At 66.7% G+C, this 14243-nt stretch carries 15 protein-coding genes; 8 read left to right on the top strand and 7 right to left on the bottom strand.

From position 1 onward, the window contains the following. Window positions 1-47: 47 nt before the first annotated feature. Window positions 48-1568 (bottom strand): aminotransferase-like domain-containing protein, encoded by a 1521-nt coding sequence (locus tag AC23D4_RS00230; RefSeq protein WP_472888885.1) that lies wholly within the window; start codon window positions 1566-1568, stop codon window positions 48-50. Window positions 1569-1763: 195 nt separating this feature from the next. Between AC23D4_RS00230 and AC23D4_RS00235 the strand changes: the two genes are divergently transcribed. Then, window positions 1764-2135, top strand: coding sequence for a DUF2917 domain-containing protein (locus tag AC23D4_RS00235; protein ID WP_472888884.1), 372 nt, complete (start codon window positions 1764-1766; stop codon window positions 2133-2135). A gap of 3 nt (window positions 2136-2138) precedes the next feature. On the opposite strand, the gene AC23D4_RS00240 is transcribed toward AC23D4_RS00235, so the two are convergent. Both AC23D4_RS00240 and AC23D4_RS00245 read right to left on the bottom strand, forming a co-directional pair. Continuing rightward, the gene (locus tag AC23D4_RS00240; protein ID WP_472888883.1) at window positions 2139-2960 is read right to left on the bottom strand and encodes an alpha/beta fold hydrolase; all 822 of its coding nucleotides are present in this window, start codon (window positions 2958-2960) and stop codon (window positions 2139-2141) included. Window positions 2961-2962: 2 nt separating this feature from the next. After that, window positions 2963-4270 carry an O-acetylhomoserine aminocarboxypropyltransferase gene (locus tag AC23D4_RS00245; RefSeq protein ID WP_472888882.1) on the bottom strand — a complete coding sequence of 436 codons (1308 nt, stop codon included), beginning with the start codon at window positions 4268-4270 and terminating at the stop codon, window positions 2963-2965. A gap of 132 nt (window positions 4271-4402) precedes the next feature. On the opposite strand from AC23D4_RS00245, the gene AC23D4_RS00250 reads away from it, so the two are divergent. Further along, entirely contained in the window at window positions 4403-4876 is a 474-nt protein-coding gene (locus AC23D4_RS00250; protein ID WP_472888881.1) for a CBS domain-containing protein, read from the top strand. Between the two features lie 68 nt (window positions 4877-4944). On the opposite strand, the gene AC23D4_RS00255 is transcribed toward AC23D4_RS00250, so the two are convergent. Further along, window positions 4945-6162: a polyhydroxyalkanoate depolymerase gene (locus tag AC23D4_RS00255; RefSeq protein ID WP_472888880.1), complete on the bottom strand. Its 1218-nt coding sequence runs from the start codon at window positions 6160-6162 to the stop codon at window positions 4945-4947. A gap of 134 nt (window positions 6163-6296) precedes the next feature. Here AC23D4_RS00255 and AC23D4_RS00260 point away from each other — a divergent pair, with 134 nt between their 5' ends. After that, window positions 6297-6953 (top strand): glutathione S-transferase, encoded by a 657-nt coding sequence (locus AC23D4_RS00260; protein WP_472888879.1) that lies wholly within the window; start codon window positions 6297-6299, stop codon window positions 6951-6953. A gap of 127 nt (window positions 6954-7080) precedes the next feature. On the opposite strand, the gene AC23D4_RS00265 is transcribed toward AC23D4_RS00260, so the two are convergent. Next, the gene (locus AC23D4_RS00265; protein ID WP_472888878.1) at window positions 7081-7509 is read right to left on the bottom strand and encodes a cupin domain-containing protein; all 429 of its coding nucleotides are present in this window, start codon (window positions 7507-7509) and stop codon (window positions 7081-7083) included. A 186-nt stretch (window positions 7510-7695) separates the two neighbouring features. Between AC23D4_RS00265 and aroC the strand changes: the two genes are divergently transcribed. Together aroC and AC23D4_RS00275 are read left to right on the top strand one after the other, a co-directional pair. After that, complete coding sequence (gene aroC, locus AC23D4_RS00270) at window positions 7696-8796, top strand: chorismate synthase (RefSeq protein WP_472888877.1); 1101 nt, start codon at window positions 7696-7698, stop codon at window positions 8794-8796. Then, entirely contained in the window at window positions 8789-9970 is a 1182-nt protein-coding gene (locus tag AC23D4_RS00275; protein ID WP_472888876.1) for an MFS transporter, read from the top strand. The genes aroC and AC23D4_RS00275 overlap by 8 nt, the downstream gene beginning before the upstream one ends. 31 nt (window positions 9971-10001) lie before the next feature. On the opposite strand, the gene AC23D4_RS00280 is transcribed toward AC23D4_RS00275, so the two are convergent. Continuing rightward, a complete protein-coding gene (locus AC23D4_RS00280) occupies window positions 10002-10778 on the bottom strand; it encodes an IclR family transcriptional regulator domain-containing protein (RefSeq protein ID WP_472888875.1) in 777 nt (258 codons plus the stop codon). 202 nt (window positions 10779-10980) lie between these two features. Between AC23D4_RS00280 and AC23D4_RS00285 the strand changes: the two genes are divergently transcribed. The 3 genes from AC23D4_RS00285 to AC23D4_RS00295 all read left to right on the top strand — a co-directional run bounded on the left by AC23D4_RS00285 (window position 10981) and on the right by AC23D4_RS00295 (window position 13565). Further along, window positions 10981-11904: a VOC family protein gene (locus AC23D4_RS00285; RefSeq protein ID WP_472888874.1), complete on the top strand. Its 924-nt coding sequence runs from the start codon at window positions 10981-10983 to the stop codon at window positions 11902-11904. A 4-nt stretch (window positions 11905-11908) separates the two neighbouring features. Next, entirely contained in the window at window positions 11909-12823 is a 915-nt protein-coding gene (locus tag AC23D4_RS00290) for a sugar phosphate isomerase/epimerase family protein (protein WP_472888873.1), read from the top strand. Between the two features lie 61 nt (window positions 12824-12884). Then, window positions 12885-13565 carry a hypothetical protein gene (locus AC23D4_RS00295; RefSeq protein WP_472888872.1) on the top strand — a complete coding sequence of 227 codons (681 nt, stop codon included), beginning with the start codon at window positions 12885-12887 and terminating at the stop codon, window positions 13563-13565. 74 nt (window positions 13566-13639) lie between these two features. On the opposite strand, the gene AC23D4_RS00300 is transcribed toward AC23D4_RS00295, so the two are convergent. After that, window positions 13640-14209, bottom strand: coding sequence for a hypothetical protein (locus tag AC23D4_RS00300; RefSeq protein ID WP_472888871.1), 570 nt, complete (start codon window positions 14207-14209; stop codon window positions 13640-13642). Between the last annotated feature and the right edge of the window lie 34 nt (window positions 14210-14243).

Consider the following 14243-nt stretch of genomic DNA (forward strand, 5'->3'; position numbering starts at 1 on the left):
CTGCGGGCGGAGGAACGCGGGTGCTGGTTTTCCCGCCGCGCAGTCGCCTAAGCGCGCCGCAGTAGCGGGGACGTCGGGCTGGCAGCGGGGCGCTCCAGCATCTGGCGCGCGATCTCGCCGATGCGCGCCAGGGCCTGCATGGTGATGGCGTTCCAGGGGCCCGAGAAGTTCAGGCGCAGGCAGTTGCGGTAGCGGTCGGTGGCGGTGAACAGTTCGCCCGGGCCGAAGGTGATGCCCTCGCTGGCACAGCGTTTGAAGAGGTCCATGCTGGCGATAGCCGGATGCAGCTCCAGCCACAGCGTATCGCCCGACGGCGGATTGCTCACCCGTGTGCCGGTGGGGAAGTGGTGCGCGATCAGATGCCGTGCCTCGTGGCGGCGTTGCCGCATGGACGCCGTGAGGCGGCGCAGGTGGGCTTCGTAGCTGCCCTGGGTCAGCAGATCGGCCAGCGCCTCTTCCAGCACCACGTTGGTGGCGGCGCCCTGCAGCCGCTTGTGGGTGGCGACGGCATCGCGACAGCGACCGGCCTCGACCCAGCCCAGGCGGATCCCCGGCGTCAGCGTTTTGGCAAACGATCCGCAGACCATGACGTTGCCTTCGGTGTCCCAGGACTTGGCGGCCTTGCGCCGCTGATCCCCGGACAACAGGTCGTTGAACACCACGTCTTCGATCAAGGGCACCCGCCGCTGGGCCAGCAGGCGCACCAGCCGCTGTTTGGCCGCCAGTGGCATGACCGATCCCAGCGGGTTGGACAGCGTGGGCGCGGCGAGCACGGCCTTGACGGGTTGCGTGTCCAGCGCCAGTTCCAGCGCGGGCAGCGAGAGCCCGGTGGCCGGGTGCGTGGGAATCTCCAGCACCCGCAGGCCCAGGGATTCGATCAGGTCGAGGTAGCCAAAAAAAGTGGGCGATTCGAGCGCCACCACGTCCCCCGGCTGCGTGACCGCGCGCAGGCACAGGCTCACGGCCTGCGTGCAGCTGGCGGTGATCACGATGTCATTGGCGTCCAGTGCGCAGCCCAGCTGCAGGGCGCGCTGGGCGACCGCCTGACGCAGCGCGGGCCGTCCTGCGTCGGCCTTGTTGTATTCGGTCAGGCTGTGCCGGTGCACCCGCGAGGCGCGGCCGATGGCCACCCGCAGACGGTCCTCGTCAAACAGTTCGCTGCTTTCCGGGGTGAAACCACCAAACGTCGCCCGGTCGCCGGGCTGGTGCAGCATGGCGAAGGCCTCGGAACGGCTTTGCCGCTGCAGCAGAAAGCTGCGCTGGGGCGGCGCGCTCAGGCCGGGCTGGGCGATGCGCTGGGCGCGGCGCACGAAGTAGCCCGCCTTGGGGCGCGCCTGCACCAGGCCCTGCTCTTCGAGCTGGCGGTAGGCCTGCATCGCTGTGGAGATGGACACACCCTGCGCCAGCGCCGTGGCCCGCACAGACGGCAGGCGCTGACCGGCCTTGAACGCACCGCTGTGGATCAGCTGCGCGAGTGTCTGCGCAATCTGCTGGTACAGCGGCAGGGCGGGGACCGGTTCGACCAACGGGGCCGGACACAGCGCGAGCGTGGGATGGGTCGCAGGCATGGCGTTTCCATGCTAACCGAGTGCCGGCCCCCACAAGGCGCACACGCGCCTGGGTGACCGGTACAGATGGGCCCCAAAGAGACCACACAGATGGCGCGAAAAGCGCTTCTGGTGCACACGAGCTGGGCGATCTGTGTGTCTGTTGCGCCAGGGCTCAAACACGGACAGTGGAGCCTCATCCACAGGAGGCTCGCCATGCACCCCACCGCCCAACCCACCCGCCTGTTGCCGAGCCAGACCCGCATGATCAACGCCAGCGCCGGCATGCGCCTGAGGGTGGTCAGCGGCCGTTTCTGGCTGACCCAGCCGAACGCCGCGCAGGACCTGTTTCTCGGCCCCGGCGCCAGCGTCGACCTGCTGCAGGACTGGATACTGATCGGCGCCGACGCAGGGCCCCGCCCCTCAGAGGACGCGCCGACCTGCTACAGCGAGTACCTGCTGACGCCGCTGGTGGAACCGGCGCCGCGCCGTGGCTGGAGCCTCACCGTCTGGCGCGCACTGCGGCGATGGGTTCGCCAGGCCGCGGCGGCGACCCGCAGCGCCTGGCCGAGCGCCTTCGCCAAGTGAGCCTTAACGGCCCTGAAGGAAGTCGCGGATGGCGAACAGCGTGGCGTCGGGTGTTTCCGTCATCTGGTGGTGGCCGACCGGGAGCTTCTCCACCCGCACGGTTTGGCCCACCGCCTGGGCGGCCCTGATCAGGCCCTGCGCGGCTCTGGGTTGTGTCATCTGGTCCTGGGCGCCCAGCAAAAACAGCACGGGGCAGGTGATGGCCGCGATGGCCTGCTCGCCATTCGCATACGTGTCGCAGGCCACGAAGCCGCGGTGGAACACATTCACCTTCGGGTTGCTGGCCAGCACGCGTTTGCCCAGCGCCATGCTCGCGCCGTAGACCCAGGTCCCCGGGCCAAGCGCCGAGGGGGGTGCGGCGAGGGTGGAGCGCGAGAACACGTTGACCATGGTCAGCGCTTTCATGGGCTCGTTCAGCGAGGCCTCGATCAGCGCCGGCGAAACCTTCATGGGGTAGGCCGTACCCACCAGCACCAGGTGGCTCACGCGGTCTTTCAGCCGGGACGCGGCTTCGAGCGCGATCAGCGAACCCCAGCTGTGGCCGATGAGGGCGGCGCGCTGCACGCCGGCCGCGTCGAGCAGGGCGCCAATGAAGTCCGCCGCTTCTTCGACCGAAGACGGTGCTTCACCACCACTTTTGCAGTGGCCGGGCAGGTCCACCGCCAGCACGTTCCAGCCGTGGTTGGCGAGGTAGCGGGTCTGCAGGATCCAGACGCTGTGGTCGTTGAGCACGCCGTGGACGAAGATCACGGTGGGTTTGGCGGCATCGAAGGCTTTGCCGCCGGTGTAGCAGTAGGTCTGGGCGCCGTTGACTTGCAGGTACATGGTCAGGCTCCCGCTTTCTCTGCGGCCTTGAGCGCGCGTTTCAGATCGTCGATCAGGTCGTCTGGATCCTCCAGCCCGATGGACAGGCGGATCGTTCCGGGGCCGATGCCGGCACCGGCCAGCGCTTCGTCGCTCATGCGGAAGTGCGTGGTGCTGGCCGGGTGGATCACCAGCGAACGGCAGTCGCCCACGTTGGCCAGGTGGCTGAAGATCTTGAGCGCTTCGATGAAGGCCTTGCCCTGTTCGCGCGAGCCTTTGATGTCGAAGCTGAACACCGCGCCCGCGCCTTTCGCGCCGTGCTTCAGCAGCTTCTGCGCGAGCGCATGACTGGGGTGCGTTTCCAGCAGCGGGTGGCCCACGCGGCCCACCAGCGGGTGGCTGGCGAGGAACTGAACCACCTTCTCGGTGTTGCTCATGTGGCGCTCCATGCGCAGCGACAGCGTCTCCAGCCCCTGCAGGATCAGCCAGGCGCTGTGCGGGCTGAGGCAGGCGCCGAAGTCGCGCAGGCCTTCGCGGCGCGCGCGCAGCAGGAAAGCGCCCACGGTGCTTTCCTCGCTGAAGGTCATGCCGTGGAAGCCGTCGTAAGGCTCGGTCAGCTCAGGAAACAGCCCGCTGGCGTCCCAGTCGAAGCTGCCGCCGTCCACCACCACACCACCGATCACGGTGCCGTGGCCGCTGAGGAACTTGGTGGCCGAGTGGTAGACGAGGTCGGCGCCGTGTTCGAAAGGTTTGATGAGATACGGCGTGGTCAGCGTGCTGTCCACCAGCAGTGGCACCTTGGCCTCGTGCGCGATCTGCGCCACGGTCGGGATGTCCAGCACGTCCAGGCCGGGGTTGCCCACGGTCTCGCCAAAGAACAGCCGGGTGTTCGGCCGCATGGCGGCACGCCAGCCGTCGATGTCGCCGGGCTTCACGAAAGTGGTTTCGATGCCGAAGCGGCGCAGCGTGTAGTGCAGCAGGTTCTGGCTGCCACCGTAGAGCGCGGTGCTGGCGACGATGTGTGAACCCGCGCCCATGAGGGTGGCGATGGACAGGTGCAAGGCGGCCTGGCCACTGGCCACCGAGATGGCGCCGATGCCGCCTTCCAGCGCGGCCATGCGCTGCTCGAACACCGCGTTGGTCGGGTTGCTGATGCGGCTGTAGACGTGGCCGGCCCGCTCCAGGTTGAAGAGGGCGGCCGCGTGGTCGCTGGACTCGAAGACGAAGGAGGTGGTGAGGTGGATCGGCACGGCGCGCGCGCCGGTGGCGTCGGGCGTGGCGCCAGCGTGCAGCGCCAGCGTGTCAAAGCCGGGGTCGGAATAACCGGGCATGGGGTCTGTCTCCTGTGGGGTTCGAATGCGTCCGCATCGGGTTGAATGCGGTGGTTTTCGGGTTTATTGTGGGCTATATTCCCATGCATGCCAGACCGGCTGGCGACACAAAACACTCCGAGGAGAACGGCGATGAAAGTCAGTGACATCCTGCGCGTCAAGGGCGGAACCCTCTACACCTGCCATCCCGACGACACGCTGATCCAGTCGGCGGCCACCATGGCCCAGTTCGACATCGGTTCGCTGGCCGTCATGGAACACGGCGAGCTGGTGGGCATGTTGACCTTCCGGGAAGTGATCCACACCTTGGCGAAGAACAACGGTGTGCTCGGGACCCGCGCGGTGCGCGCCGTGATGGACGACCACCCCATGAGCTGCACCCCCGAGACCGAACTTGATGAGGTGCGCCCCCTGATGCTGGAAAAGCACACCCGTTACATGCCGGTCATGGACGCCAAGATGTTGATGGGCGTGATCAGCTTCTACGACGTGGCCAAGGCTGTGGTCGACAGCCAGAACTTCGAAAACAAGATGCTCAAGGCCTACATCCGTGACTGGCCGGAAGAAGAAGCCGAATCCGGCAAGACCGAGCCGAACATGCCTTGAACACCAGTTCCTCTCCAAGCAAAACGCCCCGCATGCCGGGGCGTTTTGCGTTCAGGCACTGAGGGGTTTTATCCCTGGCTGGCGTGGATGTGGTCGCGCACCCGCGGGTAAATCTGCTGGTTCCATCGGCGCCCGCTGAACACCCCATAGTGGCCCACGCCGGTCTGGATGTGGTGGGTCTTCAGGTAGGGGCGCACGTTCGGGCACAGGTCCTGCGCGGCCACGGTCTGGCCCAAGGCGCAGATGTCGTCGCGTTCGCCTTCGACCGTCATCAGCGCGGTGCGGCGGATCGCGGCCGGGTTCACGGTGCGACCCTGGTAGGTCAGCACGCCGCGCGGCAGGTCGTAGGTCTGGAACACCTTTTCCACTGTTTCCAGGTAGAACTCGGCCGGCAGGTCGTTCACCGCCAGGTATTCCTCGTAGAAGTCCTGGATCGTCGCGGCTTCTTCGACCCGGCCGTGTTCCAGGTGTTCGTAGATGTTGCGGAACGACTGCTTGTGGCGCTCCGGGTTCATGCTGATGAAGGCCGAGAGTTGCACGAAGCCGGGGTACACGCGGCGCATGAAACCGGCGTGCGGCAGCGGCACGTGGCTGATCAGGTTCTTCTCGAACCAGGCGATCGGTTGGCTGGTGGCGAGTTTGTTGACTTCGGTGGGGTTGACGCGGCAGTCCACCGGGCCGGCCATCAGCGTGAGGCTGCGCGGCTGGGCCGGGTTGTCGTCTTCGGCCATGACGGCCGTGGCGGCCAGCGCGGCCACGCAGGGCTGGCAGACGGCGATCATGTGGCTGCCTTCACCGACGGCTTCGGTGAAGCGCATCAGGTAGGTGATGTAGTCGTCCAGGCTGAAACCGCCGTGCAGCAGCGACACGTCGCGCGCGTTGTGCCAGTCGGTGATGTAGACGTCGTGGTCCTGCAGCAGGGTGCGCGCGGTTTCGCGCAGCAGCGTGGCGAAGTGGCCCGAGAGCGGCGCGGCGAGCAGGACTTTGGGTTGTTCCGGCAGGCTGGGATCGTCCTTGCGAAAGCGCAGCAGGGTGCCGAAGGGCAGGGTGAGCACGGTCTCTTCAACCACCGGGATCTCGGTTTCGCCCACCGTCACCGAGTGGATGTTGTACGGCGGGCGCGAATGCGTGAGCCGCAGGCGCGACAGCACATCGCAGGCGGCGGCCACCTTGCGCACCACCGTGCGCTCGGTCTTGTGGATCCAGAGCGATGCGCTCAGATGCTGGGCAGCCAGACGCAGCGGCGACACCAGGTCGGACTGGAGTTGGTAGGCCTGATACAGCATGAGGTTCTTTCCTGTTGGATGGGCTTTGTGCAGGCAAGGAACGGGCCAGAACCGCTGCACCCTGCTGGTGCGCCCGCGATGCACAAAGGTGGCACAGGGATTGCTGCATCCGTGGCACTCACGAGGAGCATTCCATGGCCAAAGCGGTTCTCACGATCAGCAGCAAGAATTACGGCGCCTGGGCCTTGCGCGGCTGGCTGATGGCGAAGCTGGCCAAGCTGGAGTTCACCGAGCACATCATCTCGCCCGACGATCCGGCCATGAAGGCCGAGATGCTGCTGCTCTCGGCCTCGATGCGCGTGCCCTCGCTGGACCACGACGGCGTGCACGTGTGGGACACGCTCGCCATTGGCGAATACCTCAACGAAATCAAGCCCAAGGCGGGGCTGCTGCCGGCCGACCGCGCGGCCCGCGCACATTGCCGCGCCATCTGCGGCGAGATGCATTCGGGCTTCAGCGCCATGCGCTCCTCGCTGCCCATGAACATCAAGGCGCATTTCCCGGGCTTCAAGCTCTGGTCGCGTGCGCAGACCGACATCGACCGTATCGAGATCATCTGGCAGGAATGCCTGGAACAGTACGGCGGCCCGTTCCTGTTCGGGGCCAAACCCTGCATCGCCGACGCGATGTTTGCGCCGGTGGTCACGCGTTTCATCACCTACGACGTGCCGCTGGACGAAGCCTGCGTGGCCTATTGCGACGCCATCATGGCCTTGCCGGCCATGCAGGAATGGGTCAAAGCAGCCGAAGAAGAGCCCGAAGAGATCGATGAGCTCGACGCAGAGTTCTGAGTCACCCCCGCGCCGCGCCTAAGGGCGCGTCACCCCCTCGAGGGGGCAACGCTGGCGGCCCGGCGAAGCCGGTTCCGCGGCGTTCTGGGCTCAGGTACTTCGCGCCGGACGGCGCGCTGTCATCTCCTTACGGCTCGGTCCATGACGTCGGCTTCGGGATCTCGCACACCGGGTCGACCTGCACCGACTTGAAATCCGCCGGAGAGACGATCTCCAGGTACTCCATGTCGGGTGAGTAGTCGAACAGGTAGTGGCGGATGCCCGGGCGCTGGTGCACCACGTCGCCGGCTTCCACCAGGGTCACCTGGTCTTCGTACATGAACTTGGCCCAGCCCTTGGTCATGATCACGATCTGGAAATCAGCCTCGTGGATGTGCCAGCCCGTGCCGCCGTCGGGCGGCAGGTTGGCTTTCACCAGGTGCGCGACCACCTTGCCGTGCGTGGCGGCGGCGATGCCCAGGTCGCGGTAGAGGAAGAAGTCGCGCAGGCCGCCACGAATGAACTCGGTTTCACCGGGTTTGACGTGGGAGAACAGGGTGGTGGTTCGGTCCAGCATGGGGCGCTCCTGGTGGGTGGAATGCAAGCGGATTGTTGCAATGCAGCACAAAGCATGAAGCGTTCCATTGGCCTTTGTGCGTCCATGGGTACAACGGCGCACTGAAAGCCGTGGCCCTGCGCACCAAGCTGGGCGCCGCGGCACCATCTCGGCACCCGCGCGGCCCTCTGGGATAATCCGTTCACTATGAGCGGCAACACCTTCGGCACCCTGTTTTGCGTCACCAACTTCGGTGAATCCCACGGCCCGGCCATTGGCTGCGTGATCGACGGCTGCCCGCCCGGCATGGCCTTGTCCGAGGCCGACATCCAGGGCGATCTGGACCGCCGCCGCCCCGGCACCAGCAAGTTCGTGACCCAGCGCAACGAGCCCGATGCGGTCGAAATCCTGAGTGGCGTGTACGAGGGCAAGACCACCGGCACACCGATCGCCCTGCTGATCCGCAACACCGACCAGCGCAGCAAGGACTACGGCAACATCCTGCAGACCTTCCGCCCGGGCCATGCCGACTACACCTACTGGCAGAAATTCGGTATCCGCGACCCGCGCGGTGGCGGCCGCAGTTCGGCACGCCTGACCGCGCCCACCGTGGCGGCTGGCGCCGTGGCCAAGAAGTGGCTGAAGGAAAAATACGGCACCACCTTCCACGCCTGCATGACGCAGATCGGCGACGTGGCCATCGGCTTCGAGAGCTGGGATCACGTGCCCAACAACCCCTTCTTCGCGCCGGTGGCCGACGTGTCGGCGCTGGAAGACTTCATGGGCGCACTGCGCAAGAGCGGTGACTCGTGTGGCGCGCGCCTGCGCGTGGTGGCGCAGAACATGCCCGTGGGCCTGGGCCAGCCGCTGTACGACAAGCTCGACGCTGACATCGCCTACGCCATGATGGGCCTCAACGCCGTCAAGGGCGTGGAGATCGGCGCCGGTTTCGCCAGCGTGAGCGACCGCGGCAGCACGCACGGTGACTCGCTCACGCCCGAAGGCTTTGTGGGCAACAAGGCCGGTGGCACGCTCGGCGGCATCAGCACCGGGCAGGACCTGGACGTGTCGATCGCCATCAAACCCACCAGCTCGATCCTGATCCCGCGCGATTCGATCGACGTGGCCGGCGCACCCACCGAAGTCATCACCAAAGGCCGCCACGACCCCTGCGTCGGCATCCGCGCCGCGCCCATCATGGAAGCGCTGCTCGCGCTGGTGGTGATGGACCACGCGCTGCGGCACCGCGCGCAGTGTGGCGACGTGCATGTGGACACGCCGGACATCGCTGCGGCCTCGCGTGGCTGAAAGAAAACAGCTTCTTCCTTTTGCAGCCCTGTCCGCGAGCTATTTCGCGCACATCGGCTTCTTCAATCCTTACCTGCCGCTCTGGCTGAAAGAGCTGGGCTTCGGCCTGATCGCCATCAGCGTGCTGACCTCGGTGCAGTCGGCCACGCGCCTGTTTGCACCCTACGCCTGGGGCACGCTGAGCGACCGCACCGGCGAGCGCGTGAAGCTGCTGCGCTATGGCGCCACGGTGGCGCTGCTGCTGTCCATAGGGCTGTGGTTTCCGCTCGGCGGCGTGGCGCTGTTCATCGTGTTGCTGCTCATGTTCACGCACACCAGCGCCATGATGCCCATGAGCGAAGCCGCGCTGGCGCACCTGGTGAGCCAGGGTGGCGCGTTTGACGCCAGGCGCTACGGCCGCGTGCGGCTCTGGGGTTCGCTGGGCTTCCTCATCACCGTGGTGGTGGCGGGCTGGTGGTTCGAGCGATTCGGCATGGGCCACTTCCCGGCCTGGACATTCGGTACGCTGGCCGCGGTGGCGGTGAGTGTCTGGTTGCTGCCCGACTTCAAGGAAGCCGCCCACCACGAGACCGATCACCCCGACATGTGGCCCGTGCTGCGCCAGCCGCCGGTGCGCTGGTTCTTTGCGGCCGTGTTTTTCCACGTGCTCGCGCACATCTTCATCTACGTCTTCTTTTCGCTCTACCTGGATTCGCTGGGTTACAGCAAGACAGTGATCGGCCTCCTGTGGGCGGTGTCGGTGGTGATCGAGATCGGCTGGTTCTTCACGCAGGGGCGCTGGCTGCCACTGATCTCGCTCACCGGCTGGCTGGCGCTGGCCGCGGGCCTGATGGCCCTGCGCATGGGGCTCACCGCCGGCCTGCCGCTGGTGTGGCCGCTGCTCCTGCTGGCGCAGGCGCTGCACGCCATCACCTTCGCCGCACACCACACGGTGTGCATCGCGCTGCTCTCGCACCATTTCCCGGGCCGCCTGCGCGGGCGCGGCCAGGCGCTCTACACCGTGATCGGCTACGGCCTGCCCGGTGTCATGGGTGGGCTGGGCGGCGGGCTGCTGAGCTCGGCTTTCGGACTGGCCAGCGTGTTCTGGCTCTCGGCGGCCTGTGCGCTGGTGGCCACGGGTTGCGCGCTGCGCCTGCGCGCGCTGGAGCAAAGGGCAAGGGCCCGTTCACACTGACATCCGTCTTGAACAATGGGGTGAACAGGCCCTAGATCAGCGGCCTGAGGCTGCGCGCCACTTCCTGCAGCACCGGCAACACGCGCTTGATCGCGTCTTCGGTGTTTTCCTGGTTGATCGGCATGGTGATGCTGATCGCGCCCTGCACCGCGTTGTTGCGGTCGAGCAGGGGCACCGCGATGCCGCGGTAGTTCAATTCCAGTTGTTGCTCCAGCAGTGCCCAACCCTGGCGGCGAAAGCGCTGCAACGCGCTGCGAAGTTGCTCCTTGCTTGAAATGGTGAAAGGCGTGAACGCCTGCAGCTCGCGAGTCGCGAGCCAGGCATCGGAAGCCGCCTCGCCCATGCCCGCGAGGATCGCCACGCCCGCGGTCGACAGCTGCGCCTGGATGCGCGAACCCAGCATGTAGCCCGTGTTCATGTGCCGGTGCGCCCCGCTGCGCGCGATGTAGACCGCGTCGTCGCCGTCTAGCACGCCGAGGTAGGCGATTTCCTGCGTGGCGCCGGCGATGCGCTGCAGGAAGGGTTGCACCACCCGCGGCAGGCGCGCCGATTCGAGGTAGGCATGGCCCAGGCGCAGGATGCGCGGCGTGAGCCAGAACAGCTTGCCGTCGCTGCCCACATACCCGAGGTGCGCGAGCGTGAGCAGGTAGCGGCGCGCGGCGGTGCGCGTGAGGCCGCAACGGGTGCCGGCCTGGCTCGCGGTCAGGCGAGGGTGCTGGTCGTCAAAGGCCTCGATCACCGACAGGCCCTTTTCCAGGCCGGCAATCCAGTCGCGTTTTTCGAGGTTGGGAAGGGAGGGGTTGTTCACGGCGGCGGGGGCAAGAGGGATTCAGGAAAACCCTTGTATCGATCGGTGATCGTATTGGGCTGATCGATTATCGAACTCCTACGCCGGCCGCAAGCAAGGAATTCCCCCATTCTGACCCTACAGTGCGCAGACGCAGAATGGGCTGTCTGGCGGGCACGGCCCGTGCCCCACTGCCGGCGCCCTTCTCATCCGGAGGTTTTTCATGAGTGACCTGCTGCTCAACACCAGCGAAGGCCGCGAGCCCCTGCAAGCCTCGTTCAGCGACGCCGCCAACCCGCTGGGGCTGGACGGTATCGAGTTCATCGAATACGCCACCACCCAGCCCCAGGCGCTGGGCCAGGTGCTGGAAATGATGGGCTTCCGCCCGGTGGCACGCCACCGTTCGCGCGAGGTCCTGCTGTACCGGCAAGGCGACATCAACATCGTGGTGAACGCCCACCCCTCCGACGCCCTGGGCGCCAGCCACGGCAGCGATGCGCCCTCGATTTCGGCCATGGCACTGCGCGTGCGCGACGCCCGGTCCGCCTACCACTACGTGCTCGAACGCGGTGCCTGGGCGGTGCAGACCCACGCCGAGGTGATGGAACTCAACATCCCGGCCATCCACGGCGCGGGCGGCAGCCGCATCTATTTCGTGGACCGCTACAAGGAGTTCTCGATCTACGACGTGGACTTCGTGCCGATCCCCACCGTGGACCAGCGCCCGCCCGCCACCGCCGGCATCCACTTCTTCGGCATCGTGCAGTACATCGGCCCCGAACGCAGCAACGACTGGATCGCGTTCTACAACGAACTCTTCGGCACCGAACTCATCCCCGACGAGCAGCGCTTCGGCATCATGCCCAAAGGCACGCTGCTGCGCACCGCCGCCATGGACCCGGGCAAACGCTTCATGCTGCAGCTGGTCGAGCCCGAGTTCAACGTGCACGACGCGGACGAAAAGCTCCAGCGCATCGGCCTGGGTGTGCCCGACGTGCTCGCCGCCGTCAAAGCGCTGCGCGCGCTCGGCGTGGAGTTCGTCGAGACTCCGGCGGCGCACACCGAGCCGCGTGGCGCCATCACCAAGACCTACCTCGGTTCGGTGGTGTTCGAGCTGGTGCACAGCGAGATGCAGGTGGGGGGCTGAAGCCATGAAGCCCTCCCAAGCCGCCATCGTCGAAGCCATCCAGGGCTTCGGCATGGACACCATCACCCTGGCCGGCCCGCTGGAGGCCAAGCTCGCCGCCATGCAGGCCGCGGGCTTTTCGCAGGTCATGCTCAAGGCCAACGACATCAACGGCCACCCCGGTGGCATCGAAGCCGCGGTGGCGGCCGTCAAGGCCAGTGGCCTGCGCGGCACCGGGTTCCAGGTGTTGCGCGACTTCGAAGGCCTCAGCGGCCACCTGCACCACTACAAGGTCGACATCGCCAAGGCCATGCTGGAGATGTGCGCCGCGCTCGACTGCAAGCTGCTGCTCGCGTGTTCGTCCACCTCGACCCACGCCAGCCAGGACCTCGACCACCTCGCGCGCGACCTGCGCAAGCTCGCCATGCTGGCGCTGCCGCTGGGCATCCGGATCGCTTACGAGGGGCTCTCGTGGGGCCGCACGGTCAACGAGTTCACCACCGCCTGGGACGTGGTCTGCCGCGCCGACTGCCCCAACTTGGGCCTGGGGCTGGACTCGTTCCACATCTTCGCCGCCAAGACATCCCTGGAAGAGATCGACTACCTTGACCCGAGCAAGATCTTCCTGGTGCAGCTGGCCGACTTCATGTGGCAGGAGACCAAGACCTTCGAAGAGCGCATGAGCACCGCGCGCACCTTCCGCGTGTTTCCCGGCGAAGGCGTGCACAGCGAACAGCTGGTGGAGCTTGTGCTCAAGCTCGACCACCTGGGTTACGCGGGCGACTATAGCTTCGAGGTCTTCAACGACGACTACCAGCAGATGCCCCTGCCCATGGTGGCCGAACGCGGCCGCCGCTCGGCCCTGTGGCTGGCCGAAGACGTGCTGCGCCGTTCGGTGCCGCTGCCGAACCAGATGCGGCTGAAATCGCTGGTGTATTGAGCATGGGCGGGGCTCATCTCCGCGCAGCTTCCGTTGAACAACAAACCGATCAGGAGACAACATGCCCACACGTGGACAGGCCCAGCTGGCCATCTGGAGCGACATCGAGCCGGAACTTGAAACCGACTACCTGCACTGGCTCACGCGCGAACATGTGCTGGAGCGCGTGGGCGTGGACGGTTTTCTCTCGGGTCGCGTGTTCCGCAGCGAAGTCGCCGGCAAACGGCGCTTCTTCATCACCTACGAGCTGCAGGAAGCGGACGCGCTGGCCGGGCCTTCGTATCTGGCGCGCCTGAACGCGCCCACACCCTGGTCGCAGCGCGTCATGCCCATCCTGCAGAACTTCGCGCGCGGCGGCGGGCCGGTGGTGGCGCGTGCGGGCCTGGGCTGTGGCGCGGTGGCGGTGCCGCTGCGCCTGGACCTGGAAACCGCTGGCTTGTTGAACGAGGGCGCGCAAAGGGCGCTGGTGGAGCGCATCGCCGCGCTGGACGCGGTGGCCCAGGTCTGGCTGATGCGGGTGGACGCTGCGGCCACCGGCGTGCCCACGCGCGAAAAGTCGATGCGCCGCAGCGTGGAAGGGGCGTTCGACGGCGTGCTGGTGATCGAAGCCCTGCACGACGCCGCGGCTCGGGCGGCGGTGGACGGGCTGCTGCTGGCGGAGCTGGCCTCGGCAGACGTGCCGGACCGGCAGGTGTTCGCGGCCTGCTTCCAGCTGGACCGGCGGCTGGCGGGACTTTCCTGAGGCCGGGGGCAAGGTTTAGCGGATGGGCCGGGCTCGACGGTTCGCCGCAGAACGACGGGGCCAGCACCGGGTGTTCAAGGGACGTTCTGGCAGCCGCCCTTGAGCAGGTAGTTGGGAGAGCGGGGGCTGAACACGCTGGCCGGATGGTCTGTCATGTTCTCTATCTCGCGCCGGAGCGAGTCAATTTTCCGGTCCGTCATCCACGCCTGGGGTTTGTGGATGGCTTCCATCGACGGGTAATGGGGTTTGGCGGCATCGCCCAGCAACGCCAGCAGGGAGGTGGTGCCGTTGGTCAACTGGGCTGCACGCATGCTGTGGTCGGTGCTCGCGTAACGATGCCAGAGGCCCATTTCGACCAGGGTCGGGATGTCTTCGGCGCGCACGGGCAAGCGACAGAACACTCGCGCTGCGGTTTTGAAGGTCACCTGGAAAGAAGGTAAGCCGGGCATCGCGTGACCCGTGCCCGCCCACTGCATGTCCTTTTCCAACGCCTTGCAGATCACCCGCGCGCGCTCGCTCTTTTCGCTGGCGCATTTCAGATCCCGCTGCCAGAGTGATCCCGCCGCGTGCGCGCCGCCGCAGGACAGGGCCAGGGTCAAGGTCAGCAGGAACAGGGGGGTCGTCGATGGCGGGTTGGGGCGCATGTCCGGCATTGCCGTCCTGCCGGATGGCGCCCCG

The sequence above is a fragment of the Hydrogenophaga sp. L76 genome (genome assembly GCF_057654755.1).

Bases quoted from the DNA above. Each gene is read 5' to 3' on its own strand.
- AC23D4_RS00230 (WP_472888885.1), bottom strand. From the start codon at position 1,568: ATGCCTGCGACCCATCCCACGCTCGCGCTGTGTCCGGCCCCGTTGGTC.
- AC23D4_RS00235 (WP_472888884.1), top strand. From the start codon at position 1,764: ATGCACCCCACCGCCCAACCCACCCGCCTGTTGCCGAGCCAGACCCGC.
- AC23D4_RS00240 (WP_472888883.1), bottom strand. From the start codon at position 2,960: ATGTACCTGCAAGTCAACGGCGCCCAGACCTACTGCTACACCGGCGGC.
- AC23D4_RS00245 (WP_472888882.1), bottom strand. From the start codon at position 4,270: ATGCCCGGTTATTCCGACCCCGGCTTTGACACGCTGGCGCTGCACGCT.
- AC23D4_RS00250 (WP_472888881.1), top strand. From the start codon at position 4,403: ATGAAAGTCAGTGACATCCTGCGCGTCAAGGGCGGAACCCTCTACACC.
- AC23D4_RS00255 (WP_472888880.1), bottom strand. From the start codon at position 6,162: ATGCTGTATCAGGCCTACCAACTCCAGTCCGACCTGGTGTCGCCGCTG.
- AC23D4_RS00260 (WP_472888879.1), top strand. From the start codon at position 6,297: ATGGCCAAAGCGGTTCTCACGATCAGCAGCAAGAATTACGGCGCCTGG.
- AC23D4_RS00265 (WP_472888878.1), bottom strand. From the start codon at position 7,509: ATGCTGGACCGAACCACCACCCTGTTCTCCCACGTCAAACCCGGTGAA.
- aroC (WP_472888877.1), top strand. From the start codon at position 7,696: ATGAGCGGCAACACCTTCGGCACCCTGTTTTGCGTCACCAACTTCGGT.
- AC23D4_RS00285 (WP_472888874.1), top strand. From the start codon at position 10,981: ATGAGTGACCTGCTGCTCAACACCAGCGAAGGCCGCGAGCCCCTGCAA.
- AC23D4_RS00290 (WP_472888873.1), top strand. From the start codon at position 11,909: ATGAAGCCCTCCCAAGCCGCCATCGTCGAAGCCATCCAGGGCTTCGGC.
- AC23D4_RS00295 (WP_472888872.1), top strand. From the start codon at position 12,885: ATGCCCACACGTGGACAGGCCCAGCTGGCCATCTGGAGCGACATCGAG.
- AC23D4_RS00300 (WP_472888871.1), bottom strand. From the start codon at position 14,209: ATGCGCCCCAACCCGCCATCGACGACCCCCCTGTTCCTGCTGACCTTG.